At 39.9% G+C, this 24,733-nt stretch carries 23 protein-coding genes; 14 read left to right on the plus strand and 9 right to left on the minus strand.

All coding sequences use genetic code 11. From position 1 onward, the window contains the following. The first annotated feature begins 15 nt into the window (after positions 1–15). From bepA to EGC86_RS16930, 4 genes are all read left to right on the plus strand, one after another. Positions 16–1,449 (plus strand): beta-barrel assembly-enhancing protease, encoded by a 1,434-nt coding sequence (gene bepA, locus EGC86_RS16915; RefSeq protein ID WP_235585896.1) that lies wholly within the window; start codon positions 16–18, stop codon positions 1,447–1,449. A gap of 97 nt (positions 1,450–1,546) precedes the next feature. Beyond that, positions 1,547–1,909 (plus strand): arsenate reductase (glutaredoxin), encoded by a 363-nt coding sequence (gene arsC / locus EGC86_RS16920; protein WP_245423176.1) that lies wholly within the window; start codon positions 1,547–1,549, stop codon positions 1,907–1,909. Positions 1,910–1,920: 11 nt separating this feature from the next. After that, positions 1,921–2,298, plus strand: a complete 378-nt coding sequence (locus EGC86_RS16925) for a DUF2069 domain-containing protein (RefSeq protein WP_011637219.1) — start codon at positions 1,921–1,923, stop codon at positions 2,296–2,298. A gap of 149 nt (positions 2,299–2,447) precedes the next feature. After that, entirely contained in the window at positions 2,448–4,388 is a 1,941-nt protein-coding gene (locus EGC86_RS16930) for a hypothetical protein (protein ID WP_123778325.1), read from the plus strand. Between the two features lie 115 nt (positions 4,389–4,503). Here the strand turns inward: EGC86_RS16930 and hda are convergent, their stop codons facing one another. Together hda and EGC86_RS16940 are read right to left on the minus strand one after the other, a co-directional pair. Then, entirely contained in the window at positions 4,504–5,214 is a 711-nt protein-coding gene (hda, locus tag EGC86_RS16935) for a DnaA inactivator Hda (protein ID WP_059745344.1), read from the minus strand. A 153-nt stretch (positions 5,215–5,367) separates the two neighbouring features. Continuing rightward, entirely contained in the window at positions 5,368–6,465 is a 1,098-nt protein-coding gene (locus tag EGC86_RS16940) for a DUF2066 domain-containing protein (RefSeq protein ID WP_123778326.1), read from the minus strand. Between the two features lie 238 nt (positions 6,466–6,703). Here EGC86_RS16940 and EGC86_RS16945 point away from each other — a divergent pair, with 238 nt between their 5' ends. Beyond that, positions 6,704–7,933, plus strand: coding sequence for a uracil-xanthine permease family protein (locus EGC86_RS16945; RefSeq protein ID WP_059745346.1), 1,230 nt, complete (start codon positions 6,704–6,706; stop codon positions 7,931–7,933). A 126-nt stretch (positions 7,934–8,059) separates the two neighbouring features. Here the strand turns inward: EGC86_RS16945 and grxD are convergent, their stop codons facing one another. Continuing rightward, positions 8,060–8,401, minus strand: coding sequence for a Grx4 family monothiol glutaredoxin (gene grxD / locus EGC86_RS16950; RefSeq protein ID WP_011637214.1), 342 nt, complete (start codon positions 8,399–8,401; stop codon positions 8,060–8,062). Positions 8,402–8,636: 235 nt separating this feature from the next. Here grxD and sodB point away from each other — a divergent pair, with 235 nt between their 5' ends. The 4 genes from sodB to EGC86_RS16970 all read left to right on the plus strand — a co-directional run bounded on the left by sodB (position 8,637) and on the right by EGC86_RS16970 (position 14,333). Continuing rightward, positions 8,637–9,221, plus strand: a complete 585-nt coding sequence (gene sodB / locus EGC86_RS16955) for a superoxide dismutase [Fe] (RefSeq protein ID WP_011637213.1) — start codon at positions 8,637–8,639, stop codon at positions 9,219–9,221. 297 nt (positions 9,222–9,518) lie between these two features. After that, complete coding sequence (locus EGC86_RS16960; protein ID WP_102036894.1) at positions 9,519–11,453, plus strand: PrkA family serine protein kinase; 1,935 nt, start codon at positions 9,519–9,521, stop codon at positions 11,451–11,453. Between the two features lie 63 nt (positions 11,454–11,516). Beyond that, on the plus strand, positions 11,517–12,782 hold the full coding sequence (locus tag EGC86_RS16965) for a YeaH/YhbH family protein (protein ID WP_123778327.1): 1,266 nt from the start codon (positions 11,517–11,519) through the stop codon (positions 12,780–12,782). 9 nt (positions 12,783–12,791) lie between these two features. Continuing rightward, positions 12,792–14,333 carry a SpoVR family protein gene (locus tag EGC86_RS16970; protein ID WP_123778328.1) on the plus strand — a complete coding sequence of 514 codons (1,542 nt, stop codon included), beginning with the start codon at positions 12,792–12,794 and terminating at the stop codon, positions 14,331–14,333. Positions 14,334–14,457: 124 nt separating this feature from the next. Here the strand turns inward: EGC86_RS16970 and fadR are convergent, their stop codons facing one another. Then, positions 14,458–15,177, minus strand: coding sequence for a fatty acid metabolism transcriptional regulator FadR (gene fadR, locus EGC86_RS16975; RefSeq protein WP_011637209.1), 720 nt, complete (start codon positions 15,175–15,177; stop codon positions 14,458–14,460). Positions 15,178–15,767: 590 nt separating this feature from the next. On the opposite strand from fadR, the gene nhaB reads away from it, so the two are divergent. Continuing rightward, positions 15,768–17,354: a sodium/proton antiporter NhaB gene (gene nhaB, locus EGC86_RS16980; protein WP_011637208.1), complete on the plus strand. Its 1,587-nt coding sequence runs from the start codon at positions 15,768–15,770 to the stop codon at positions 17,352–17,354. Positions 17,355–17,466: 112 nt separating this feature from the next. Then, positions 17,467–17,976, plus strand: coding sequence for a disulfide bond formation protein DsbB (gene dsbB / locus EGC86_RS16985; RefSeq protein ID WP_011637207.1), 510 nt, complete (start codon positions 17,467–17,469; stop codon positions 17,974–17,976). A gap of 70 nt (positions 17,977–18,046) precedes the next feature. Here the strand turns inward: dsbB and EGC86_RS16990 are convergent, their stop codons facing one another. The 3 genes from EGC86_RS16990 to EGC86_RS17000 form a co-directional block, all read right to left on the minus strand. Beyond that, positions 18,047–18,493, minus strand: coding sequence for a YcgN family cysteine cluster protein (locus EGC86_RS16990; protein ID WP_123778329.1), 447 nt, complete (start codon positions 18,491–18,493; stop codon positions 18,047–18,049). Positions 18,494–18,555: 62 nt separating this feature from the next. Continuing rightward, a complete protein-coding gene (locus tag EGC86_RS16995; protein WP_123778330.1) occupies positions 18,556–19,524 on the minus strand; it encodes a lytic murein transglycosylase in 969 nt (322 codons plus the stop codon). A 31-nt stretch (positions 19,525–19,555) separates the two neighbouring features. Then, positions 19,556–19,834, minus strand: a complete 279-nt coding sequence (locus EGC86_RS17000; RefSeq protein WP_011637204.1) for a YcgL domain-containing protein — start codon at positions 19,832–19,834, stop codon at positions 19,556–19,558. Between the two features lie 118 nt (positions 19,835–19,952). Here EGC86_RS17000 and minC point away from each other — a divergent pair, with 118 nt between their 5' ends. From minC to minE, 3 genes are read left to right on the plus strand one after another with little or no spacing between them, the layout of a single operon-like run. Next, on the plus strand, positions 19,953–20,618 hold the full coding sequence (gene minC, locus EGC86_RS17005; protein ID WP_123778331.1) for a septum site-determining protein MinC: 666 nt from the start codon (positions 19,953–19,955) through the stop codon (positions 20,616–20,618). Positions 20,619–20,645: 27 nt separating this feature from the next. Beyond that, the gene (gene minD, locus EGC86_RS17010) at positions 20,646–21,455 is read left to right on the plus strand and encodes a septum site-determining protein MinD (RefSeq protein ID WP_011637202.1); all 810 of its coding nucleotides are present in this window, start codon (positions 20,646–20,648) and stop codon (positions 21,453–21,455) included. Between the two features lie 2 nt (positions 21,456–21,457). Beyond that, a complete protein-coding gene (minE, locus tag EGC86_RS17015; protein WP_011637201.1) occupies positions 21,458–21,718 on the plus strand; it encodes a cell division topological specificity factor MinE in 261 nt (86 codons plus the stop codon). A 102-nt stretch (positions 21,719–21,820) separates the two neighbouring features. Here minE and rnd read toward each other — a convergent pair whose 3' ends face one another. Further along, positions 21,821–22,933 carry a ribonuclease D gene (rnd, locus tag EGC86_RS17020; protein ID WP_059745357.1) on the minus strand — a complete coding sequence of 371 codons (1,113 nt, stop codon included), beginning with the start codon at positions 22,931–22,933 and terminating at the stop codon, positions 21,821–21,823. Positions 22,934–23,023: 90 nt separating this feature from the next. Then, a complete protein-coding gene (fadD, locus tag EGC86_RS17025) occupies positions 23,024–24,697 on the minus strand; it encodes a long-chain-fatty-acid--CoA ligase FadD (RefSeq protein ID WP_123778332.1) in 1,674 nt (557 codons plus the stop codon). Positions 24,698–24,733 lie beyond the last annotated feature (36 nt).

The following is a 24,733-nucleotide window of genomic DNA, read 5'->3' on the forward strand; positions in this document are numbered from 1 at the left end:
ACCTTTTCAAAATCACTGGCTGCTAGCGCTATTAGTGTGCTTTTTGCTGCCAGTATTGGCCACAGTTTTGCCAATAATGATCTTCCAGATCTAGGTACCGCAGCGGTCAATACTTTTAGTTTAGAAAAAGAAACTGTCTACGGTGACGCTTATATGCGCGTTATTCGTTCATCGGCACCGGTACTCAGTGATCCAGTGTTAACCCAATATTTATCTGAACTGGGTAACAAGCTAGTTGCTAATGCCACGGGGGTAAAGACACCATTTTATTTCTTTTTACTCCGTAATGATGAAATCAACGCATTTGCGTTCTTTGGTGGTCATGTTGGCGTACATACGGGTTTATTTTTAAATGCCGACAACGAAAGTGAGCTTGCATCAGTATTAGCCCACGAAATTACCCACGTGACTCAACGCCATCTAGCACGATCTCTTGAAGCACAACAAAAAAGCTCGACTGCAACGATTGTGGGAATGTTAGGGGCTATTTTATTAACAATTGCTGCACCTCAAGCCGGTATGGCTGCCTTGGCGACAACTCAAGCATTAGCAACGCAATCTAAAATAAACTATACCCGCTTACATGAAAAAGAAGCTGACCGTATTGGAATGCAAATTCTTGTCGATGCTGGATTTGATCCTAATGCTGCTGCTACATTTTTTGGTCAATTAGCAATTCGCTATCGTTTTACCACAACACCACCACAAATGTTGCTGACGCATCCATTGCCAGAATCACGTATTACTGAGGCTCGTAACCGCGCAGCTCAGTACCCTAAACGTAATGTCCCTAACAGCCTTAACTTTCAGCTAGCTAAAGCCCGTATCCAAGTTCGCTTTTCAAGTTTTAGTGATGATGCCGCGTTATCTTTGTTTGAACAACAACTCAAAAAGAATGAGTATTCTTTTAAACAAGCGGCACTCTATGGCAAAGCGTTAGCACTTTTCCGTTTGGAAAAATTTGCTCAAGCTGAAGTGATCATCGATGATCTACTAAAACAAGATGACAATAATCTGTTCTACATCGACACCAAAACAGATTTGTTAGATCAGAAAAAAGATTTTGCAGGCGCAATAGCATTATTAGAAGCTCAGCGGAAATTGAAACCGACTTCGCAAGTGGTCAACACAAACTTGGCCAATATTTATGTTCAGGCAGATCAACCGAAAAAAGCGATTCCACTTTTAGAAGAACTGATATTTTTCGATAAGCAAAATATGCTGCCGTATCAAATTATGGCTGATGCATATCGTAAGCTAGACAATAAGGCGCTTGAGTATTATAGCAATGCTGAACTCATGGCCTTATCGGCTAACTATAAAGGTGCTATTGACCAACTCAATTATGCATATCGCTATTCTGATGGACAAAACCTGCAACTGGCGCGAATTGAGGCAAGAATAAGACAATTCAGACAAGCAGATAGGGCAATGGAAGAATTAAAATAGCCGCGATAATCTAACCTTATAAGCTATTTTTTGATAGAATAATGGCAAACAATAAATCTACTTATTGTTTGCCATTTTTTAATGACGGACTATGACTATGACAATGACAACCACAAAAACAACGATATACCATAACCCTCGCTGTTCAAAAAGTCGTGAAACACTCGCTCTGTTGCAAGCTAATGCAGCAGATGTCACTGTCGTTGAATACTTAAAGACGCCACCTACAGCGGATGAAATTCAGACTATTTTACAACAACTTGGTTTAACAGCTCGCCAGCTTATGCGCACTAAAGAGGACGAATATAAAGTTCAAAATTTGGCTGACGCATCGTTATCGGAAGATCAGCTCATCGCTGCAATGGTGGCAACACCTAAATTAATTGAACGGCCTATCGTGCTAGCCAACAACAAAGCAGCCATTGGTCGTCCGCCAGAAAATATTTTGTCTATTCTTTAACGAGTAAAATAATGACTTCACAAACCTTGTTTCAACTAAGTCGAATTGGTTACCTTGCATTACTCCTGCTGCTCAGCGGCTGGTTTATTCAACAAGGCATGAATGGCACCTACTCTTTAGGGTTCAGCTTAATATGGATTGTACCTTTACTGTTTCCACTTAAAGGCATCTTAACCGGTAACCCATATACATATGCATGGGCCAGTTTTATTCTGTGTGTATACTTATTACATGGCTTAACCCTTGCTTATGTCACTACTGATGCACTGGTATTTGCACTGATTGAATCAGTATTGATTTGTGTGTTGTTGGTGAGTTTTCCATTCTATGCTCGTAAGCGCGGCCGAGAGCTAGGATTAGGGTTGAAGAAAAAGTCTGAACAACAATAAACAACTTTCATTTTTGTTGTTTATTTGAGCGCCTTCGGGCGCTTTTTTGTTGCTTGCATTTAACCAAAACAGCGTGCTACATTCGTTAGTTAACAAGATGTTATGTAAGTGTATTTAAAATAATAACAATATAAACATGGAGTCGTTTAATGAAGTTATCACGAAATTTAGGAACCTACAGCCTTTTAGCCAGTGCTATGTTAGTTAGCGCCTGCGGAGGAGATTCAGACAATAACGATCAAGGTGTGCCTACCTCATCCGCTTTCGAAATTTGTAGTGAAAATATCACTTATTCCATTGCCGACACAGACTCTCAACTGACTTTTGTCCTTGAACACGAATATGCCAAAGACAAGCCTGGTAGCATTATTGCCAACCTTAATGAACAAGACACTATTGGCAAAACATTTTTGTGGCAGCAGGTTTCAGGACCCATTCTTGAACTTGCTGCAGTTAATAGTCAGGTTTTAGCATTCACACCCACAAGTAACCAAGATTACGCTTTTAAGGTGACTGTCTCTGGCGATAATATCAACATTGAAGAAACGATAACAATTACTGCCGATTCTAATGACAATATTTTACGCATTAATAGCGATCATCAAATGGTGAGTTTAACTGATGCTAGTTTGCGTATACAGAATATAAACGGCCAAGTACCTGAAAATATTAGTTGGTGTATGTATCCTAGTACTAATAATAAAGCCTTGACCAACGTGGATTTAAGTGACATTAATAGGCCGCTTTTTGTTGCGCCAAACGTCGATACCGATCAGCTATTCAGCCTGAAAGCCACTGCCACATTTGACGGCCAAACCATTAGTGATGACGTTAATTTACTCGTAACCAAAGAAAAAACGACTCCATCGGACGCTTTCTTCAATTCCCCAGTTGCACGAATGCACGCTTACAAGCATGACTCACCATATGCAAAGCAGCTAACCTCTTGTGTTTACTCGAACCAACTCGTTGATGCATGCAACATTATTAATGAGTTACCCTTCATTAGCAAAGATACTAAGCCAGATCCGATTGATACTATCATGGACAGAGTCCTCGTTTCACACGACTGGATGGGGGCAAACTTTGAAGCCTATTTACGTGCACAAACTCATAATGATTTTGTAGAATTGTTGCAATCAGTGACGGCTGTAGTCATCAGTTACGATATCAGACCAGCCTTTTATGCTGGTTTTATTGGAGCAATATATCTTGATCCTGAATATGTGTGGCTAACTTCGGTTCAGCGAGATACGATTAATGAAACCCCTGATTATCGCAGCAACTTTGGTGAAGAGCTAAATTACCTCTCGCCATATCGTTATGTTAAAAACAACAATTATGCTGGTGAATATATAGAAATAGGCAACCGTACAAATCGTACCATGGAGAATATGTCTTCTAACCTAGCCAGGCTCTTGTACCATGAACTGGCTCATGCAAATGATTATTTTCCACAAAGCATGCATGAAAATCTGCAAGGTCCAACCTTAGAAAATGATTTTAATCGTCGGTATGATAGTAAAGAGATGACATCAGACCAACTTAACATCCGCTATCCATTAACCAGTACTGAAATGTATGCTCTTGCTAACGTTCAATACTCTGGTGAAAATGCAAATAATACCCAAAAAGCGTATACACCGAATGATGTAGCGCAATTTTTTGCAAACGATCTCGCCAACGATGATTATGCCTATTCTTCAACACGAGAAGATGCAGCAATGCTATTTGAAGAAGTGATGATGAGCCATCGTTACGATGTATTACGTGATATGGCAATAACTGATAAACCTGAAGATGCCACTGGTTCCACCATTGTGGTTGAGTGGGGTCAACGTGGCCGAGTCGGTCAACCTGAGTTATACGATCGCGCTAGCTACGTCTTGAGCCAAATACTGCCTGAAGTTGATGTTAGCCAAGTGATGGACGGTTTACCTGCACCAGTAGCGTTAGTTAAAGGCCAAACCTGGACACAAAACTTGGTGCTAGCAACTGATCCATCAAAATCACCACAGAAAGTCGCTGAACAAAATGCTGTTGACACTAGACCATTGCAATTTAGTGGCAGTGATCACGTGAAACACTAAGCCATTGACTCACTTATTAAAAAACGCCAAATGAATTCATTTGGCGTTTTTTAATTGTGTAATTAGTTAGACTAATGACGATAATTTTTTACCTAAGGAATTAAAACCTAAGGTATTAAAGCCTCAACATCTCTTTTATAAACGGAATAGTCAGTTTACGCTGATGTACCATAGAAGCTTTATCGAGTTTATCGAGAACATCAAACAAGGTGCGTAAATCACGCGCCATTCGCGTCAGTAAGAAGCGCCCTACTTCATCAGACAACTGTAAACCACGCATTGCCGCTCGGCGCTGCAAGGCCACAAGCTTTTCATCGTCTGCCATTGGTTGTAATTGATAGATTAATCCCCATTGCATACGAGAAACCAAATCAGGCAATAAAAAACCGGTTTCAGAAGGTGATGCCTTTCCGCTAACAATTAAACGACAATCTTGTTGCTCAGCTATACGATTATATAAATGAAAAATAGCTTCTTCCCATACAGGATGACCCGCTATGGCTTCAATATCATCAATACAAATTAACTCCAGAGACTCTAGACCTTCAAATAATGCCGGTGAAATACTGGCATGAATGCCTAATGGGATATAGAGAGTACGGCGTTCAAGGTCATTGGCAAGTGCACAAGCTGCATGCATTAAATGGGTTCGGCCTGATTTTTCTGGGCCATATACATATAAAGAAGACGCTAGATTGCCTTCAGCGCTAGCTTGAAGTTTCTGGATCAACTCATCATTACCCGAAGCAGGATAATAACTCTGAAAGGTTTCATCGTCAGGTAGATAAACGGGTAAAGATAATTGTCTTGGTGAGTTTTGTGTCACTCAGATAGGTCTCAAAATCATAAACTAACTAACGCTATTATACCTAAATCCGTCAATTATGCGAGTATCAGCGAGAAGCCAGCATAGAAAGATAACCTTGGTATAAAATTCACGCTGTACGACTAAAGTGTACAGCGCATCTGGTGATAATACTTATTGGCCCAACCATTGATAAAGTAATTTAGGCGCTGGATTGTCGTCCTTAGATTCATAAAATGACTCCACACTACCCACTGTATCTAATTGTGATAACCGGCTATCAATATTAAGCAATCTTTGCAGGTCATCTACACTACTAAATAATTCTATCGTATATGTTGCTGCATCACCCTTGAACTGACTCAGTTTAAGGGATTTTACCGCACTGAGCTGGCGAAGATATGTTTCAACATGTACCAGTTGAGTCATGTTATTTAACCCAGTAAAGCTAACTTGGGTAGCAACATCTCTGCCTGTAGAGGCTATGGCATACTGGCTAATATAATAATCGGCTAGAATGTTCATCATTCGCTTCGTGGCTTGTTGATTATCAGTCGCATCACCTTGTTGCGAAATTAACGGTTGTAACACACCATTAGTTCTATTTTTATCAAATAATTTGATGGTGTAATGAACGTTAACGCCTTGAGTATCCAAATTGGCAATAGCGAAATAATCAGCTTGATAACGAGTGGATGCATTAGCTAGCACATCGGTAAACATTCCACGTACATCAGTGATACTGACTTGCATCACATCATCCAAATCCATTATTGGCAACAATAATGGAATGCCTTTGTTACTAGACTCTTGAGCCAACTCAGATCGAATATCGGCCGAAGAAGCATCTGCTAAAATAGACGGTTCATTATTTTCATCAACCGACATCCATAACAAGGTTAATGGGCGTTGACTGCCCCAAACAGGTAAACCTGCTTCACGTAACGTTGAAATAACCCGTTGATGGTCAAAGCTGGCTTTGAGCATCAGTTCGCCATTTTTCTCATAGTAACCATATTGAGTCAAAATGACTTCTGGGTTATTAATTTGGGCTTTAACCAATGGGTTTAATACCACACTTGGTAGACCAGAGTTTTTTAAGAAAACGGCAGATAATGCCTCTTTAAGGGCGTTGTTTTTCACATCGTTTGCGCGTGATGCTACCGTAATATCGGCTTCATCAAGCTTGTTCACTTCCGCAGCATGTACAAGCGTAATCGAAGTTAACGCAATTAGTGGTAACGCAATGAGATTAATTAGTTTTTTCAGCATCTGATAACATAAACGCAGCAAATATAAGTGAACAAATTATATCATAATAAAATTCTATCGAGTAATGGATAACGAAAACTCTTTTTTACTACTGCCAAATTGACCCAGTATTGTAGCCATATCAAATAACAATAATCGCTACAGCGTCCTCAAAGTTGTTATGCATATGATCGCTTTTATGTGACAATTCGCGCCGTTTAATCACACGCTAACTTTCTAAATAATGATGGAGAACAATATGAAACGCGTGTTAATTCCGCTTCAAGGCGCACAAATGCTATTTGTCGCTTTTGGTGCACTCGTGCTAATGCCGTTATTAACGGGTTTAGACACAAGTGTCGCCTTATTTACAGCCGGTTTCGGTACCCTACTGTTTCAATTAGTCACTAAACGTCAAGTCCCTGTGTTTCTCGCTTCTTCCTTTGCTTTTATCGCTCCCATTTTATATGGCGTGCAAACATGGGGTATTCCAGCCACCATGGGCGGTTTAATGGCTGCTGGCGTGGTTTATATGCTACTTGGATTAACAGTGAAACTTCGTGGCACTGGATTTATACATACTTTATTGCCACCGGTTGTTGTCGGCCCAGTCATTATGATCATTGGCTTAGGCTTAGCACCTGTAGCTGTCAATATGGCATTAGGTAAAAGTGGCGATGGAAGTCTTATCATCGTAGAGCAAAATGTCGCACTAATGATTTCACTTTCGGCTTTAACGACCACCATAATCGTCGCGATTTTTGCTAAAGGATTGGTCCGATTAATGCCCATCCTAGCGGGAATTTTAGTTGGCTATGGTGTTAGCTTAGCCTTTGGGGTTGTCGATTTCACCCCTGTTACCCAAGCCGCTTGGTTAGCTATGCCAAACTTTGTTGCCCCTGAATTTAACTGGCATGCAATCCTATTTATGATCCCAGTTGCCATTGCGCCAGCGGTTGAACATATCGGCGATATTTTAGCCATCTCTAACGTGACGGGTAAAGACTATTTTAAAAAGCCAGGTTTACATCGCACACTTACTGGCGATGGTATTGCTACGATAGCAGCATCGGCGTTGGGTGGACCGCCTAACACCACTTATAGTGAAGTAACAGGAGCTGTTACACTAACCAAAAGTTTTGATCCACGTATTATGACCTGGACAGCCATTACTGCGATAACCCTCGCCTTTGTAGGTAAACTTGGCGCTATGATGCAAACCATACCAGTACCGGTAATGGGCGGTATTATGTGCTTACTGTTTGGTTCGATTGCAGCAGTTGGATTAAATACCTTAATTCGTCATCAAGTCGATTTATCTGAACCACGTAATCTTAGTATTGTTGGGGTAACGTTGGTATTCGGTATTGGCGGAATGGCGTTTGGTATTGGCTCGTTTAGCTTAACGGGGATTAGTTTGTGCGGTATTGTCGCTATTTTGATGAACTTGATTTTACCTGCGGTGAAAAAACCACAAGCTGAAAAGTAACTTTCTGTAACCTCATGCAGCAACACTGCTTTGTAAGTGCTCGTTTTAAAACGATATAAAAAAGCCCCAACAGCCTTTAGCTGTGGGGCTTTTTATTCAGTGCGTAAAGCACTTAATCTTCTGCAATTACTCTGCAGCGTCTTCTGTACGGAATTTGTCAGCAGTCGCTTTAATGATAGGTTGAAGTTCACCTTTTTGGAACATTTCAGTGATAATGTCACAACCACCAATCAACTCTCCTTCAACCCATAATTGTGGGAATGTTGGCCAGTTAGCGAATTTTGGTAATTCAGCACGAATATCTGGATGCTGTAAAATATCCACGAATGCAAATTGTTCACCACAGTTGATCATCACTTGAGCAACTTGAGATGAAAATCCACAGCTTGGTAATTTAGGTGAACCTTTCATGTACACAATAATTGGGTTTTCGCTAATTTGCTGTTTAATCTTTTCTACAGTTTCCATTTGATTTCCTAAGTACGACGACTGAACACATTGTGCCTATTGTACGACACCTAGACAAAGAACAAAATGCCACAGTTTGTAGGGTTTATTTAAAATCCATAAAATCGATTACTGCAATCCACATAATTCCTTAAACAATGATTCACATCACAAAAATAATCAGTACAATAGCAGTAGAGCAATGTTACCTGATTGGTAAACAAAAACGATAACCTGAATCCATGGAGAGATACTAATGGCTTTCGAACTACCAGCATTACCTTATGCAAAGAACGCACTTGAACCACACATTTCTCAAGAAACCATTGAGTTCCATTATGGTAAGCATCACAACACATATGTGGTAAAACTAAACGGTTTAGTTGAAGGAACTGAGTTTGCTGGCAAAACACTAGAAGAAGTTGTTAAAACTTCAACTGGCGGTATGTTCAACAACGCGGCTCAAGTTTGGAACCACACTTTTTACTGGAACTGCTTAGCACCTAATGCTGGCGGCGAAGCAACTGGCGATATCGCTGCTGCTATCAATGCTTCATTTGGTTCTTTTGAAGAATTCAAAGCTAAATTTACTGATTCTGCAGTAAATAACTTTGGTAGCGCTTGGACATGGTTAGTGAAAAAAGCTGATGGTTCATTAGCTATTGTTAACACTAGCAATGCTGCTACACCGTTAACAGATGAGTCTGTTACGATTCTATTAACTGTAGACGTATGGGAACATGCTTACTACGTTGATTACCGTAACGCACGTCCAGAGTATTTAGCTCACTTCTGGCAGCTTGTTAACTGGGAATTTGTTAACAAGAACTTTGCTGCTTAATTTCGATTAATGGCAAAAACTTAAGGAGCCTTTTGGCTCCTTTTTTTATCATTTTATCCGCCTAAAGTACGCAGTCGGTCATCGCACTATTTTTGCAACTATTGCAAATGCTACTGTTTGTTGTTGTTTTTATTTGATTTATTTTTCACTAAAACTTAGCCAAGTTATTTTTCCTGTCCTACACTTTAGTCTTAAAGCCTAATATTGCGCTAACAGATATAACATTACATTCTTGACCATCGCATTAATCACTCAGGCTTTTTAAGTCATACAACGGTACGTTTTGAGGGGGTTACTATGGGCATTTTTGAACACTATCAACAACGTTATGAGAAAAAACGCGACGAAGAATATACCTTAGAGCAATTCCTCGACATCTGTAAACAAGACAGAAGTGCTTATGTGTCTGCGGCTGAACGGTTACTCATGGCCATTGGTGAACCGCAGATTATTGACACTGCAAAAAATCCAATTTTAAGTCGGATTTTTTCTAATCGTGTTATTGCACAGTATCCCGCATTTAAAGATTTTTATGGCATGGAAGATGCGATTGAACAAATCGTGGCCTACTTAACACATTCAGCTCAAGGCCTTGAAGAGTCAAAGCAAATATTATATCTCTTAGGTCCTGTCGGTGGCGGTAAATCATCGTTGGCCGAAAAACTCAAAGCATTAATGCAGCAAGTACCGATTTACATATTAACTGCCGATGGCATTCGCAGCCCTGTCAACGACCACCCATTTTGTCTGTTTGATCCTGAAGAAGACAGTGAACTACTCAAAAACGAATACAACATCCCAAGTCGTTATATCAAAACGATTATGTCACCATGGACTGTAAAACGTTTACACCAATATGGTGGTGATATATCAAAATTCAGAGTTGTTAAAGTGTACCCATCGGTGCTCGATCAAATCGGTATTGCTAAAACAGAACCTGGAGATGAAAATAACCAAGATATTTCTGCTTTGGTGGGTAAAGTTGATATTCGTCAGTTAGAGCATTTTTCTCAAGATGATGCCGATGCTTATGCTTACTCAGGTGCGTTATGTCGTGCAAACCAAGGATTAATGGAGTTTGTTGAAATGTTTAAAGCACCCATTAAGGTACTTCACCCATTATTAACTGCGACTCAGGAAGGCAATTACAACGGTACTGAAGGCCTGTCAGCCTTGCCGTACAACGGTATTATTTTGGCCCATTCGAATGAGTCTGAATGGTCCGCGTTTAGGAATAATAAAAACAACGAAGCATTTTTAGATCGCGTCTACATCGTCAAAGTGCCCTACTGTTTACGGGTATCTGAAGAAATGGAAATTTACCAAAAACTATTAGCCAATTCTGAACTATCGACGGCATCTTGTGCACCTGGCACCTTAGAAACCCTGGCACAATTTAGCGTGTTATCACGGTTAAAAGTGCCCGAAAACTCCTCTATTTATTCAAAAATGCGCGTCTATAACGGTGAAAGCTTAAAAGACACCGATCCAAAAGCAAAATCCTACCAAGAATATCGTGACTATGCTGGCGTAGATGAAGGCATGCAAGGGCTATCGACCCGCTTTGCATTTAAGATTTTGTCACGTGTATTTAATTTTGACAGTGCAGAAATAGCCGCAAACCCAGTCCACTTATTTTATGTACTCGAAAAGCAAATTGAACAAGAACAATTTCCTAACGATATAAGTGAGAAATATTTAGAGTTTCTTAAAGGTTATTTAATCCCTAAGTATGTTGAGTTTATCGGTAAAGAGATCCAAACAGCTTACCTTGAGTCGTATTCTGAATACGGACAAAATATTTTCGACCGATATGTTACCTATGCAGATTTTTGGATCCAAGATCAAGAATATCGCGACCCAGAAACAGGACAACTTTTTGATCGTGGTGCCTTAAATGCCGAATTGGAGAAAATTGAAAAACCAGCGGGGATCAGTAATCCAAAAGATTTCCGCAATGAAATTGTTAACTTTGTCTTACGTGCTCGAGCCAATAATGAAGGTAATAATCCTCTGTGGACTAGCTATGAGAAATTACGCACAGTGATTGAGAAAAAAATGTTTTCCAACACTGAAGATTTACTGCCTGTGATTTCGTTTAATGGCAAAACATCGAATGACGATCAGCGTAAGCATGACGACTTTGTTAATCGCATGATGGAAAAAGGCTACACCAAAAAACAAGTCAGACTATTGTCAGAATGGTATTTACGAGTGCGTAAATCTTCGTAGAAACCCAATGTTGGTAGCGCCACTGGCAAAGGCGCTTCCAAAAATAAGACTTGGGAGCAGCGTATGGCAAATTTTATTGATAGACGACTCAATGCAAAAGGAAAAAGCACAGTTAATCGGCAGCGTTTTATTGAACGTTATAAAAAACAAATTAAAAAAGCTGTCGGTGATGCGGTAACACGTCGAAGTGTCACTGATATTGATAAAGGTGAACAGATTACTATTCCCAAACGGGATCTCAGTGAGCCTGTATTTAGACAAGGACAAGGTGGCATAAGGGACAGAGTTCACCCAGGTAATGATCAATTTAATCGTGGCGACCAAATCCAACGACCTAATGGCGGACATGGAGGCGCTGGTCAAGGCGATGCATCAAATAGTGGCGAAGGTGATGACGATTTTGTATTTACTATTTCAAAAGATGAATATTTAGCATTGTTGTTTGAAGATCTCGAACTGCCAAACTTACAGAATAATCGCCTTAATAAATTGGTTGAGTATCAAACTTATCGTGCAGGTTTCACCAATGATGGCGTGCCCGCCAATATCAATATTGTCAGATCACTGCGCTCATCACTTGCTAGACGCATTGCCATGAGCGGCGGCAAGAAAAAAGCATTACAGACATTGGAAGCTGAACTTACAGTATTAGAAAATACTCCTGGCGCTAAGGCCGAGCGCATTATAACCATCAAAGAGCAGATAATAGTGCTTAAGCAACAAATCGCCAAAGTGCCTTTTATCGATACTTTTGATTTACGCTATAACAACTATGCAAAACGTGAAGTCCCTTCTAGTCAAGCGGTTATGTTCTGCTTAATGGATGTGTCAGGGTCAATGGATCAAGCCACCAAAGACATGGCTAAACGTTTTTATATTCTATTGTATCTATTTCTCACCCGCAGTTATCAAAACCTCGAGGTTGTGTACATTCGCCACCATACACAAGCAAAAGAAGTCGATGAACACGAATTTTTTTACTCACAAGAAACTGGCGGAACCATAGTATCAAGCGCATTAAAACTAATGCACGAAATACAACAAGCTCGTTACCCTGACAATGAGTGGAATATTTATGCCGCGCAAGCTTCTGATGGCGATAATTGGTCCGACGACTCTCCTATTTGCCATGAGATATTAGCAAAACATATTCTCCCCAAAGTACGCTATTTCAGTTACATCGAAATCAGCCATCGGGCGCATCAAAACTTGTGGCATCAATATGAACAGTTACAACAGCAGTTTGACAACATTGCGGTACAGCAAATTCACCAAGTTGAAGATATCTATCCCGTTTTCCGTGAACTCTTTAAAAAACAAGCTATATAGGAGGCTATCATGGTTCAACATAACCGTAACCCGTTAGATGATGGTCCCGAGTGGACATTTGATTTACTGCAACAATATCAACGTGAAATTGAACAGGCCGCAGCTTTCTTTAAACTTGATACTTACCCGAATCAAATTGAAATTATTACCGCGGAACAAATGATGGATGCCTATGCAGGAATAGGAATGCCCATTGGTTACACTCACTGGTCATTTGGCAAACGATTTATTCAAACAGAACAAGGCTACAAGCGCGGCCAAATGGGGTTGGCGTATGAAATTGTGATCAATTCCGACCCATGTATTGCTTACTTAATGGAAGAAAATACCATCACGATGCAAGCATTGGTCATGGCCCACGCTTGTTATGGCCACAATAGTTTTTTTAAAAATAACTATTTATTTAACACCTGGACCGATGCAAGTTCGATTATCGATTATTTAGTTTTTGCTAAGAATTATATCCGTGAATGTGAGTTACGTTATGGTGTAGAACAAGTTGAACTGATCTTAGACTCTTGCCATGCATTAATGAATTACGGTGTAGACCGCTACAAACGTCCAGCTGAAGTGTCACTAAAAGAAGAACAAGCAAGACAACAAGAGCGTGAAGATTATTTACAAAGCCAAGTGAATGACTTATGGCGAACTCTGCCGACATCGCCACCAAAAGACAACCCTGAAACGACAGTCGTTTTTCCTAGTGAACCTCAAGAAAATATTTTATATTTTATTGAAAAAAACGCACCATTATTAGCACCTTGGCAACGTGAATTAGTCCGTATAGTACGTAAGATGGCGCAGTATTTTTACCCACAAAAGCAAACCCAAGTAATGAACGAAGGCTGGGCAACTTTTTGGCATTACACCATCCTCAATCGATTATATGATACCGGCAAAGTAACCGACCGTTTCATGTTGGAATTTTTGCAGAATCACACCGCAGTGGTCGCGCAACCTGCTTATAATAGTCCACATTATAGTGGCATAAACCCCTATGCTTTAGGTTTTGCGATGTTTATCGATATCAGACGTATCTGCGAAACCCCCACTAAAGAAGATCGAAAATGGTTTCCAGACATTGCAGGCAGCGATTGGCTCACTACGGTTCACTTTGCTATGAAACACTTTAAAGATGAGAGTTTTATTAGCCAATATTTATCACCTAAAGTGATACGTGACTTTAAACTATTTGGTATTTTAGATGATGAAAAACGCGGTCAACTATCAATATCGGCCATTCATGATGATCAAGGTTACCAGGATATTCGCAACACCCTATCACAACAATATAATCTGTCGAATATCGAGCCCAATATACAAGTACAACAAGTTCAAGTGAACGGTGATAGGTCAATTATCTTACGCTACATACCATTTGACAACATTCCGCTGGCAGACAACCATCAAGAGGTATTAAAGCATTTACATCGATTATGGGGATTTAATGTCACTTTGGAGCAATTTGATCACTTAGGCATTGTTAGTACCTTGTCAATGTGCCCAGAAACGACACCACAAAGTCTATCTAGTTTACATTCGATGCTGTGAGTATGAGCAATTTTGTTGTTAAAAAAACCAATCAATTTGATTGGTTTTTTTAACGTGTAATGAGAGATTTAATGGCTTAAGTTACTATCTCACTATCTCACTATCTCACTATCTCACTATCTCACTATGATTTATCATGACCCATTTCAGCGGGTAAATCATCACGCAATTTTTGCCACATTTTGCCACTTTCAATACCATTTGTACGCATTAACGCTGGTACGTCTGAGTAATTTTTATCCTGAGCCAATTTCTCTAATTTAAGATAAAAACGCATGGTTAATTCACGAGCTTCTTGGCTAGAAAAATAATATCGACCAACACGATTATAAAGGCCTTTAAAACCATTTAAAATCAACACATACAATGGATTGCCTGACGCAAAAGCTAATGTATGGTGCAACTGGTAATCAAATGTCGCATACGCTTCAGCATCATTTTCTAAACTATGAATACCCGCTAATACTTCAACCACTTTTTCAGGATTGTGACGGATAGAAGCCCGAAAATAAATATTACTGACATTACCACGAGCGGCCATTAACTGGTCGACTAATAATGGAAAACCATCAGGATTCAAGTCCGCAATGGTTTCTAAAATATTTAGCCCAGACGTTTCCCAAAAATTATTCACTTGGGTAGGTTTACCATGTTGAATTTTCAACCAACCATCTCGAGCAAGACGTTGTAATACTTCTCTTAACGTTGTACGTGTAACGCCGATAAGTTCAGACAGCTCACGTTCAGCAGGTAAAATTGATCCCGGTGGGAATTTGTTTTCCCAAATGGAACGAACAATATATTTCTCGGCAAAACTCGCTGGCCCTTTGGCATTGATGATCATCAGCCTTAATATCCTATTGCTAAATAATGGCGAAACTATTGGGACTGATCATACCAGAGCGGTAGAAAATAAAAACCATTGTTTAAACACGACACTCATTACGATTGAATTTCAAACAACTGAAGCATAGCAAGTAACAATAATTGAATATTAATCACATTACACTACTATAATCATCGACATATCATCACTTTATCTGATAAAACCCTAGCAGTTTAGTATATACTGATGTAATTAAATTGTTAACGCCGCGTGTTTTTACTAACAAAAATAACAGCGTTACAATTCAATTTTTTTTACGCTACACTAGCGATGAAAAATAAGAGCCATGCGTAGTTAGTGAGTAAATTATTTAACTAACACATTGTTTGCTATAACAAGATATCTATATTCTACAGAGAGAAATTGGCCAAAATCACTCATTCAATCGAGTTGAATTTAAAACTCAATTAACGAAAAGTTGATACTCATCAAGTTTTCGAATATGAGTTGCCTCTATTCTCCCAAATCTGTTTGAAAATAATGATGTATTGTAAGCTATCCAAAAATGGTACCAATACAGTCACAATAACAATATCGGAGAGGCTGCTATGCAGGCAACCAAAAGTCAGGCGCTATTTGTCAACTTTTTAGGCAATTCACCTAAATGGTACAAATACGCAATTATGGCATTTTTAGTCATTAATCCCCTGCTGTTTTTTTATGTCAGTCCATTTGTCGCTGGATGGGTACTGGTAGTTGAATTTATTTTCACCCTTGCCATGGCACTTAAATGTTATCCACTTCAGCCCGGCGGTTTGCTCGCAATTCAAGCCGTATTTATTGGCATGACATCCCCCTCACAAGTTCTACATGAAATTGAAGCCAACCTGGAAGTATTGTTACTTTTAGTCTTCATGGTCGCCGGTATTTACTTTATGAAACAGTTATTACTGTTTGTATTTACCAAGATGATTACTAAAGTGCGTTCAAAAATCATTGTTTCGTTGATGTTCTGTACTGCGTCGGCATTCTTATCTGCGTTCTTAGATGCGTTAACAGTCATCGCGGTTATCATTGCTGTTGCCGTTGGTTTTTACTCCATTTACCACAAGGTCGCTTCAGGTAAGAGCTTTAACGATGGCCATGACCATACATCTGAAACAACCGAACAGTTAAACAATGAAGAATTAGAAGCATTTCGTGCATTCTTACGTAATTTATTAATGCATTCAGGTATTGGTACCGCTCTTGGTGGAGTCTGTACTATGGTGGGCGAACCACAGAACTTGATCATTGCGGCACAAGCCCACTGGCAGTTTGGTGAGTTTTTCTTACGGATGTCACCGGTGACTATGCCGGTATTGGTTGCAGGAATATTCACTTGTTTTCTTGTCGAAAAATTCAAAGTATTTGGTTATGGCGCGCAATTACCTGGTGCAGTACATAAGATTTTAACCGATTACGCTAATCATGAAGACTCACACAGAACCAACCAAGATAAAATGAAACTGGTTGTCCAGGCTCTTATTGGAGTTTGGTTAATTGCAGGTTTAGCACTTCACCTAGCTTCTGTGGGCCTCATTGGTTTATCGGTCATTATTTTAGCAACAGCATTTAATGGCATAACCGACGAACATTCTTTGGGTAAAGCGTTTGAAGAAGCCTTGCCTTTCACTGCGCTTTTAGCGGTATTTTTTGCCATCGTTGGTGTGATCATTGACCAGGAACTGTTTGCTCCAGTGATCCAATGGGCATTAGGTTATGAAGGCAATATGCAGTTAGTGATTTTTTACATCGCTAACGGCTTATTATCTATGGTCAGTGACAACGTGTTTGTGGGCACGGTTTACATTAATGAAGTGAAAGCTGCATTGATGAGTGGCCAAATCACTCGAGATCAATTTGACTTACTTGCTGTGGCAATTAACACCGGTACTAACCTACCTTCTGTGGCTACACCGAATGGACAAGCAGCGTTCTTATTCTTGTTAACCTCAGCCATAGCACCGCTTATTCGCTTGTCATACGGCCGTATGGTATGGATGGCGTTGCCTTATACGATTGTATTATCGATTGTGGGTGTAATGGCCATTGAGTCTGGTTTCTTAGTCGACATGACTGATGTTCTTTATGAAACTCAATTAATAATCCACCACTCTGCCAAAGACATCAGCGGTGCGGTAATGGGTCATTAATTAAATCAGCATATTGGACTTAGTAGATAATTTATCTTAAAGTCGTGACAATCCATCTGAACACCCTCATTTGAGGGTGTTTTTTTACCAGCACATTTATTAGGAACTGAAATTGTCACAACTACAGCAGTTTTGCCATAATCGTTTTTCTTGGGGTTTATTATTATTATCCGCTATTGGATTAGAGTTGGCAGCCCTCTTCTTTCAATATGGAATGGATCTAGCACCGTGTGTAATGTGCATTTATATTCGTGTTGCTGTACTCGGTATTATTCTGGCAGCGCTGATAGGCATACTACAACCTAAAGTGTGGTTGCTACGATTAGTGGGTATGGCTGGATGGGCTGTATCGGCGGTTTGGGGCTTTAAATTAGCTTATGAGCTAAACCAGATGCAAGTTAATCCTTCACCGTTTGCGACTTGTTCTTTTTACCCCGAATTCCCCAGTTTTATGCCATTAGACACCTGGTTACCTTCAGTCTTCTCGCCAACGGGTATGTGCAGTGACTCACCATGGTCATGGCTGTCTGTCAGCATGGCACAATGGATGATGCTTGGTTTTGCTATTTATGGTGTTATTTGGTTGTTAATGTTGTTACCGGCACTTAAATCTGCAAAATAAATCAGCAAAATGTTCGAAATCAAATATAAAAAAGACCTCAATGAGGTCTTTTTTATATTTAAAGAATTGATTATTCAACGTCCAGCATCGGCCACAATACAATACAGTCTTCCAAATACTTCACTTTCATTTCGTTTACCGTTTTACCTTGTACCGAAATGCCCGCTGCATGCATGGCCTCTTTATTCCCCGTCAGCAACGGATGCCAGCTAGGTAAGCCTTTGCCAACATGCAAACGACGATAGGCACAACTATCTGGTAACCAAGTTAATTCAGCAATATTCTCTGGCGTAATGGCAGTACATTCAGGCACATAAGTAAAACGATTAGGGTATCTACGGCAACCGCAAGTATCGTTGTCCAATAGGTGGCAGGCGGCATTTGTATAATAAAGTTCATCAGTTTCATCATCGATGATTTTATTTAGACAGCACTTACCGCAGCCGTCACAAAGAGACTCCCATTGTTCGGGTGTCATTTTTTCTAAAGGTGTGGTTATCCAAAACTGAGTCATCATTTTATGTCTAAAGTGGCTTATTATCTAAATTTTCACGCATTTTACACCTAAAACAGTACAATTTACTGTTTAATTTTCTCAGAAAGGTAGGTTATTGCCAACGTATCGTACAAAGAATTATTAAATTGATGTAATAAACGAAAATTATTATAGGTTAAATAAAAGCGACCTTTGGGTCCATCCGGCGCAATTAATGATACTTCCATGTCATTACGTTGGGGTAAATCTGTACCATCAAAACGCCTGACACCATAGGCTTGCCAATGTGGAAATGTGTGATGTGTTTGTAAACCAAGTAAGTTGGGATCTAACATCAAGGTCGTTTTTACCTGTCTTCCCCATGTAGAATCATATTGCCAACCTTGTCGATGTAACATATTAGCCGTAGATGCAAAGGCATCATCCATACTGTCCCAGACATTAATGATGCCGTCTTTATCGGCATCTATACCGTATTGGAGTATCTGGCTAGGCATCATTTGCATCTGCCCCATAGCCCCAGATGAAGAACTCCGCAATAAATCTTCGGTAATATTTTTTTGTTCAATTAATTTAAGCGCTGCAATAAATTCATTAATGTAAAAAGCTTCTTTATCGCCTTTATAAGCCAGTGAGGCTAAAACAGATAACCCAGAAAAACGTCCTGTACGTTCACCAAAACGAGAGTTCATCCCCCATAGCGCCATCAGGAAACGTGGTTGAACCTGATAAGCTCGGCTTAAATTTTGTATTTGTGATTCGTGCTGCTGAAACATTGCTCTGGCAGTACTCACGGTAATTTCAGGTACAGCTTGGGGAATAAAGTCTTCTAATGTTTGTGATTCGTCTGAATGGGTATTAAGGCTGGCTTTTTTGAAGATTTTAATATTAGCAATATAGCGTTCTGCTGTGAGTTGATTAACGCCAGTGGCAATTGCCTTTTGCTGTAGTTCCAACAAGTAGTCAGTAAATTCGCCACGGCTGTCTTCCGCCATGGCAATATTAGAACAAATGAAGTAAAAAAATGCGCATAAAATGATTTTTTGAATCATATTCGTCTTGATTACTCCTTTAAGAATGAGCTTATTTCTTAAAAGCTAATTCTTGTTTGTGTTGTTCGAGTAAATTAATTTGTGGTGGTGGTATTTGTAAGTAATAGCCTTGTTCAACTAATGCTACCTTCACTTTGTCAATATCAGCGATACCTAAATGGTCTCGTTTAGATAAAGGTACAATCATCACTAATGTCTTTGAGCCAAACATTTCCATTAACGGTTCAGGAACGTCATCAAAAACATCACGTTTTTTGACAAAAAGGTAAGTATCTGCTCTTCGACCGCTTTTATATACTGCACATATCATTTTAGTGTAAATTTCCAAAGGTTCAAACTTGATAGTCAACTAAGCACACTATAACATGGTGGCACAAGAAAATAATTGTAAATCAGTTTATCGCTGAGTATTGGAGAATCACGCCGGGATGGCTAAACAAAATCTCGAATTAAAGGCCACGTCTTTTACATTATCAGTGCTGCATATCAATCATAACGATCTCGATATCATTGCGGCTGAATTAGACAACAAATTGGCTCAAGCTCCTCAGTTCTTTTTGGGCGCACCCTTGGTATTAAATTTATCTGCCATTCAGCATACCCACATTGATTTTAATGCGCTAAAACAATTATTAATTGACCGAAATCTTATTATTGTAGGCATTACCGATGCAAGCGCTGAGCAAATTGAACAAGCAAAGAGCATGGGAATTGCAGTGGTAAAGTCAGGGAAACAAGCCCGCAAAGCAGAGTTACCTGAACGAGCAACTAAAATTGTTAAACAAAATGTGCGTTCTGGACAACAAATATACGCACAAAATGCTGATTTAATCATTTTTGGTGCGGTTGGTAATGGCGCTGAAGTCATTGCTGATGGTAGCATCCATATATATGGTGCTCTTCGTGGGAAAGCCATGGCGGGTGCTGCGGGAGATAATCAAAGTGTGATTATCGCTAACTCGTTAGAAGCAGAATTAGTATCGATTGCTGGACAGTATTGGTTGACAGAACATTTGCAACAATACGATCTAAGTCAAAGAGGCTGTGTTCGCCTTGAAGGCGCATCTCTTACTGTTGAATCATTGCCCCAATAATCGGCAAATACAAGGATATAAATATAAATGGCGCAAATTATTGTTGTCACATCAGGTAAAGGCGGTGTGGGTAAAACAACATCCAGTGCAGCAATTGCCACCGGATTGGCCTTAAAAGGAAAGAAAACTGTCGTTATCGATTTTGATATTGGGTTACGTAATCTTGATTTGATTATGGGTTGTGAACGCAGAGTCGTATATGATTTTGTTAACGTCATTAATGGTGAAGCTAATTTAAACCAAGCGTTAATTAAAGATAAACGCTGCGACAAACTGTTTATCTTACCCGCGTCTCAAACACGCGATAAAGATGCGCTCACTAAAGAAGGCGTTGGCCGGGTACTTGAGAATTTAGCCAAAGATTTCGATTATATTGTTTGTGATTCACCAGCGGGTATTGAACAAGGTGCCATGATGGCGCTTTACTTTGCCGACATCGCGATTGTTACCACTAACCCTGAAGTGAGTTCTGTACGTGACTCAGATCGTATATTAGGCATGCTGCAGAGCCGTTCACGTCGTGCGGAATTGTCTTTAGAGCCCATAAAAGAATATTTATTGTTAACTCGTTACTCTCCTGCGCGGGTCAAAACGGGTGAAATGCTCAGTGTTGAGGATGTGAAGGAAATATTAGCCATTGAATTACTCGGTGTGATCCCTGAGTCTCAATCGGTACTGAAGGCGTCAAACTCTGGTGTACCGGTCATTATCGATCAAGAAAGTGATGCAGGTTTAGCTTATGGCGATACGGTTGCACGCTTATTAGGTGATGATGTACCTGTTCGATTTATTACAGAAGAAAAAAAGGGATTCCTTAAAAGGATATTTGGGAGCTAACTATGTCGATACTTGATTATTTTAGAAGCAGTAAAAAGCCCAATACCGCATCATTGGCAAAAGAACGATTACAAATTATTGTGGCTCATCAACGTGGTGAACGTGGTGCACCTGATTATTTCCCAAAGATGAAACAAGAAATCATCGAAGTGATCCGTAAGTATGTGCAAATATCAGATGACCAAGTCTCTGTGCAACTTGACCAAAACGATGACAATTTATCGGTGTTAGAGTTAAACGTTACCTTACCTGATTCAAAGTAATCAGCCAAGGTCACCCTACTCTGCTTAAAACAAAAAAGGATACTGGCATTATGCGAGTATCCTTTTTTGGTATGTTGATAAATTGCATTAACTAAAGCTGTATTAACTAAAGCGCACTGGCTCTAGTAAATCACCTACCAACTGCCCACGCCAACCAACCAAGAGTATCGGTGTTGGTGTTTGCTTGTTGTGGTATAACCATAATAGAAATTCATGAATATGGCGTTTAGAACCAACAAATTCTAATGCGACGTTTTCACGCTCACATAATTCAGTTAAGACTGTTTTTACTTCTTTAAAAGCTGATTTATAACCAGACTTAAGCGCCACAACATCAACTTCTTCAGGGAGATTAATTAAATCTGCCGTCGCCATAACCGTTAATAAATCTTTGCCGTGAATACGTTTCTCTTGATCTGTTAAGTCATTTAAACTATTCAATTCCGCTAATGTGGTTGGTTGTTTTTTGGCTAATGCAATTAATGCATGGTCTTTTACAACAAAACCTAGCGCAAGATTACGGCTTACCGCTTTGGCTAAACGCCATTTAGCCAATACTTTTAAATAGGCTAGCTGCTGACTCGATAGTTGAAACGCATTTTTAACTTTAAGGTAGACGCTGTCGCCTTCTGGCAATGACATGCGCCCTTCGGTCATACGCTGACCTTCTTCAAACAACCATTCAACACGATTGTCTGCAGCAAGCTTCTGTTGCAGCTGTGGGTATAATTGATACAAGTAAAACACATCATTAGCCGCATACTGTAATTGTGCATCAGAAAGCGGACGATTCATCCAATCCGTGCGTGACTCACCTTTATCTATTTCGACTTGCAAGCATGCGTCAACCAGCTTAGCATAACCTAAACCGTGGCCTAAACCAGCAAAGCTTGCAGCTATTTGGCTATCAAATAGTGGGCTTGGCTGGCATTCACCGTAATGAGCAAATACTTCGAGATCTTCACTGCATGAATGCACTAATTTGACAATATTTTGGTCAGTTAATAACTGCCAAAATGGGCTTAAATCGGTAATCGCAACAGGATCAATTAAGGCTAAAGTTTTGCCATCATAGGCTTGAATAAGGCCTAATTTAGCATAATAGGTTCGAGTGCGGACAAACTCAGTATCTAGCACCAGTAAGGTGCTTTGTTGGTATTGTTCAACTAATGACAACAGGCTGGCATCATCACTGATATATTCAAACGTTAACAAAATAGGCTCCGCTAAAAAAAAGGTGTGAGCAATACGATAAGCTGATAACAACCAAACATAAAAAAGCCGGCTCAGTTGCCGGCTTTGATTTTACGCTTTGTTAACTTCATCTCGAAGTTGTCGGCGTAAAATTTTACCCACATTGGTTTTCGGTAATTCGTCTCTAAATTCTACCAGCTTAGGAACTTTATATCCCGTTAAATGATGACGACAGTGCTTAATCAGCTCTTCTTCGGTTAATGATTTGTCTTTTGCTACCACAAAAATCTTCACTAACTCACCACTGGCATCGTTAGGAACTCCGACGGCAGCGACTTCGATAACTTTAGGGTGTAAGGCAACAACCTCTTCCACTTCATTCGGGAATACATTAAAACCTGACACTAAAATCATATCTTTCTTACGATCGACAATGAAAAAGAAACCTTTTTCATCCATATAGCCAATATCACCTGTGGCTAACCAACCGTTTTTATCAATGACACTCGCCGTTTCTTCCGGACGTTGCCAATAACCTTGCATCACTTGTGGGCCTTTCGCAAATAATTCACCCGTTTCTCCCTGGGCAAGTACTTTACCATCATCATCACGTATTTGAATGAACGTTGAAGGCGCAGGAAAGCCAATTGAACCATTGTAACCACTGAGGTTATATGGGCAGCATGTGACCAATGGTGAGGCTTCAGTTAAACCATAACCTTCGAGTAGGCGTGTCTTAGTTAGGTTTTGCCATTTATCAGCTACGGCACGCTGCACCGCCATCCCGCCGCCAATAGACAACTTTAAACCAGAAAAATCAAGTTGAGTAAATTCTTCGTTATTCACTAAAGCATTGAATAAGGTATTAACACCCGTTAATACCGTAAACGGGTACTTTCTAAGTTCACCCACAAATGCTGGGATATCGCGAGGGTTAGTGATCAGTAAATTTTTGCTACCTTTATGTATAAACAATAAACAATTCACTGTTAGGGCAAAAATATGGTACAGAGGCAATGCTGTCACCACAAACTCAGCACCATCATCAAGCGCTGGCGAATAAGCACCACTAGCTTGTAAAACGTTACTTACTACGTTTTTATGGCTTAACATGGCACCTTTAGATACCCCTGTCGTTCCACCGGTATACTGTAAAAAAGCCAAATCCTCGCCACTAATATCGGCTTTAATGTACTGTAGGCGTCGGCCTTTAGAGAGTGCATCGCGAAATGATAATGCATGAGGTAAATGATATTTTGGCACTAATCTTTTAATGTATTTAACAACAAAATTAACTAAAGTGCGTTTAGGTGCACTGAGTTGATCACCAAGATTAGTAATAATGACTGATTCTATTGGAGTTTGATCGACAATTTCTTCTAGGGTATTAGCAAAGTTAGACACCACAATGATGGCTCTTGCACCCGAATCGACTAATTGATGTTTTAATTCCCGTGGCGTATACAGTGGGTTAACGTTAACCACTACCATTCCCGCACGTAAAATACCAAACAGAGCAATAGGATATTGCAGCAAATTAGGCATCATAATGGCAACACGGTCGCCTTTATTTAAGTGCAGTTCGTTTTGTAAATATGCAGCAAATGCTCGGCTTCGCTCTTCGAGTTTACGGTACGTCATCGTCGCACCCATGTTAATAAATGCAGGTTGGTCAGCATATTTTGCTACTGCATCTTCAAACATGTGTACTAAAGAACTGAATTGAGATGGGTCGATTTCGGCCGGAACATGTTCAGGTAAATTATTAATCCAAGGCTGGTCCACAGGTGTCTCCTAATAATGCCCACTGTGCTAAGACGT

Source organism: Shewanella frigidimarina, assembly GCF_003797125.1.
Lineage (GTDB): Bacteria > Pseudomonadota > Gammaproteobacteria > Enterobacterales > Shewanellaceae > Shewanella > Shewanella frigidimarina.

What these genes read in the sequence shown, in the direction of transcription:
- arsC (WP_245423176.1), top strand. Translation starts at nt 1,547, where the DNA reads ATGACAATGACAACCACAAAAACAACGATATACCATAACCCTCGCTGT.
- EGC86_RS16925 (WP_011637219.1), top strand. Translation starts at nt 1,921, where the DNA reads ATGACTTCACAAACCTTGTTTCAACTAAGTCGAATTGGTTACCTTGCA.
- EGC86_RS16930 (WP_123778325.1), top strand. Translation starts at nt 2,448, where the DNA reads ATGAAGTTATCACGAAATTTAGGAACCTACAGCCTTTTAGCCAGTGCT.
- EGC86_RS16940 (WP_123778326.1), bottom strand. Translation starts at nt 6,465, where the DNA reads ATGCTGAAAAAACTAATTAATCTCATTGCGTTACCACTAATTGCGTTA.
- EGC86_RS16945 (WP_059745346.1), top strand. Translation starts at nt 6,704, where the DNA reads ATGAAACGCGTGTTAATTCCGCTTCAAGGCGCACAAATGCTATTTGTC.
- grxD (WP_011637214.1), bottom strand. Translation starts at nt 8,401, where the DNA reads ATGGAAACTGTAGAAAAGATTAAACAGCAAATTAGCGAAAACCCAATT.
- sodB (WP_011637213.1), top strand. Translation starts at nt 8,637, where the DNA reads ATGGCTTTCGAACTACCAGCATTACCTTATGCAAAGAACGCACTTGAA.
- EGC86_RS16960 (WP_102036894.1), top strand. Translation starts at nt 9,519, where the DNA reads ATGGGCATTTTTGAACACTATCAACAACGTTATGAGAAAAAACGCGAC.
- EGC86_RS16965 (WP_123778327.1), top strand. Translation starts at nt 11,517, where the DNA reads ATGGCAAATTTTATTGATAGACGACTCAATGCAAAAGGAAAAAGCACA.
- EGC86_RS16970 (WP_123778328.1), top strand. Translation starts at nt 12,792, where the DNA reads ATGGTTCAACATAACCGTAACCCGTTAGATGATGGTCCCGAGTGGACA.
- fadR (WP_011637209.1), bottom strand. Translation starts at nt 15,177, where the DNA reads ATGATCATCAATGCCAAAGGGCCAGCGAGTTTTGCCGAGAAATATATT.
- nhaB (WP_011637208.1), top strand. Translation starts at nt 15,768, where the DNA reads ATGCAGGCAACCAAAAGTCAGGCGCTATTTGTCAACTTTTTAGGCAAT.
- EGC86_RS16990 (WP_123778329.1), bottom strand. Translation starts at nt 18,493, where the DNA reads ATGATGACTCAGTTTTGGATAACCACACCTTTAGAAAAAATGACACCC.
- EGC86_RS16995 (WP_123778330.1), bottom strand. Translation starts at nt 19,524, where the DNA reads ATGATTCAAAAAATCATTTTATGCGCATTTTTTTACTTCATTTGTTCT.
- EGC86_RS17000 (WP_011637204.1), bottom strand. Translation starts at nt 19,834, where the DNA reads ATGATATGTGCAGTATATAAAAGCGGTCGAAGAGCAGATACTTACCTT.
- minC (WP_123778331.1), top strand. Translation starts at nt 19,953, where the DNA reads ATGGCTAAACAAAATCTCGAATTAAAGGCCACGTCTTTTACATTATCA.
- minD (WP_011637202.1), top strand. Translation starts at nt 20,646, where the DNA reads ATGGCGCAAATTATTGTTGTCACATCAGGTAAAGGCGGTGTGGGTAAA.
- minE (WP_011637201.1), top strand. Translation starts at nt 21,458, where the DNA reads ATGTCGATACTTGATTATTTTAGAAGCAGTAAAAAGCCCAATACCGCA.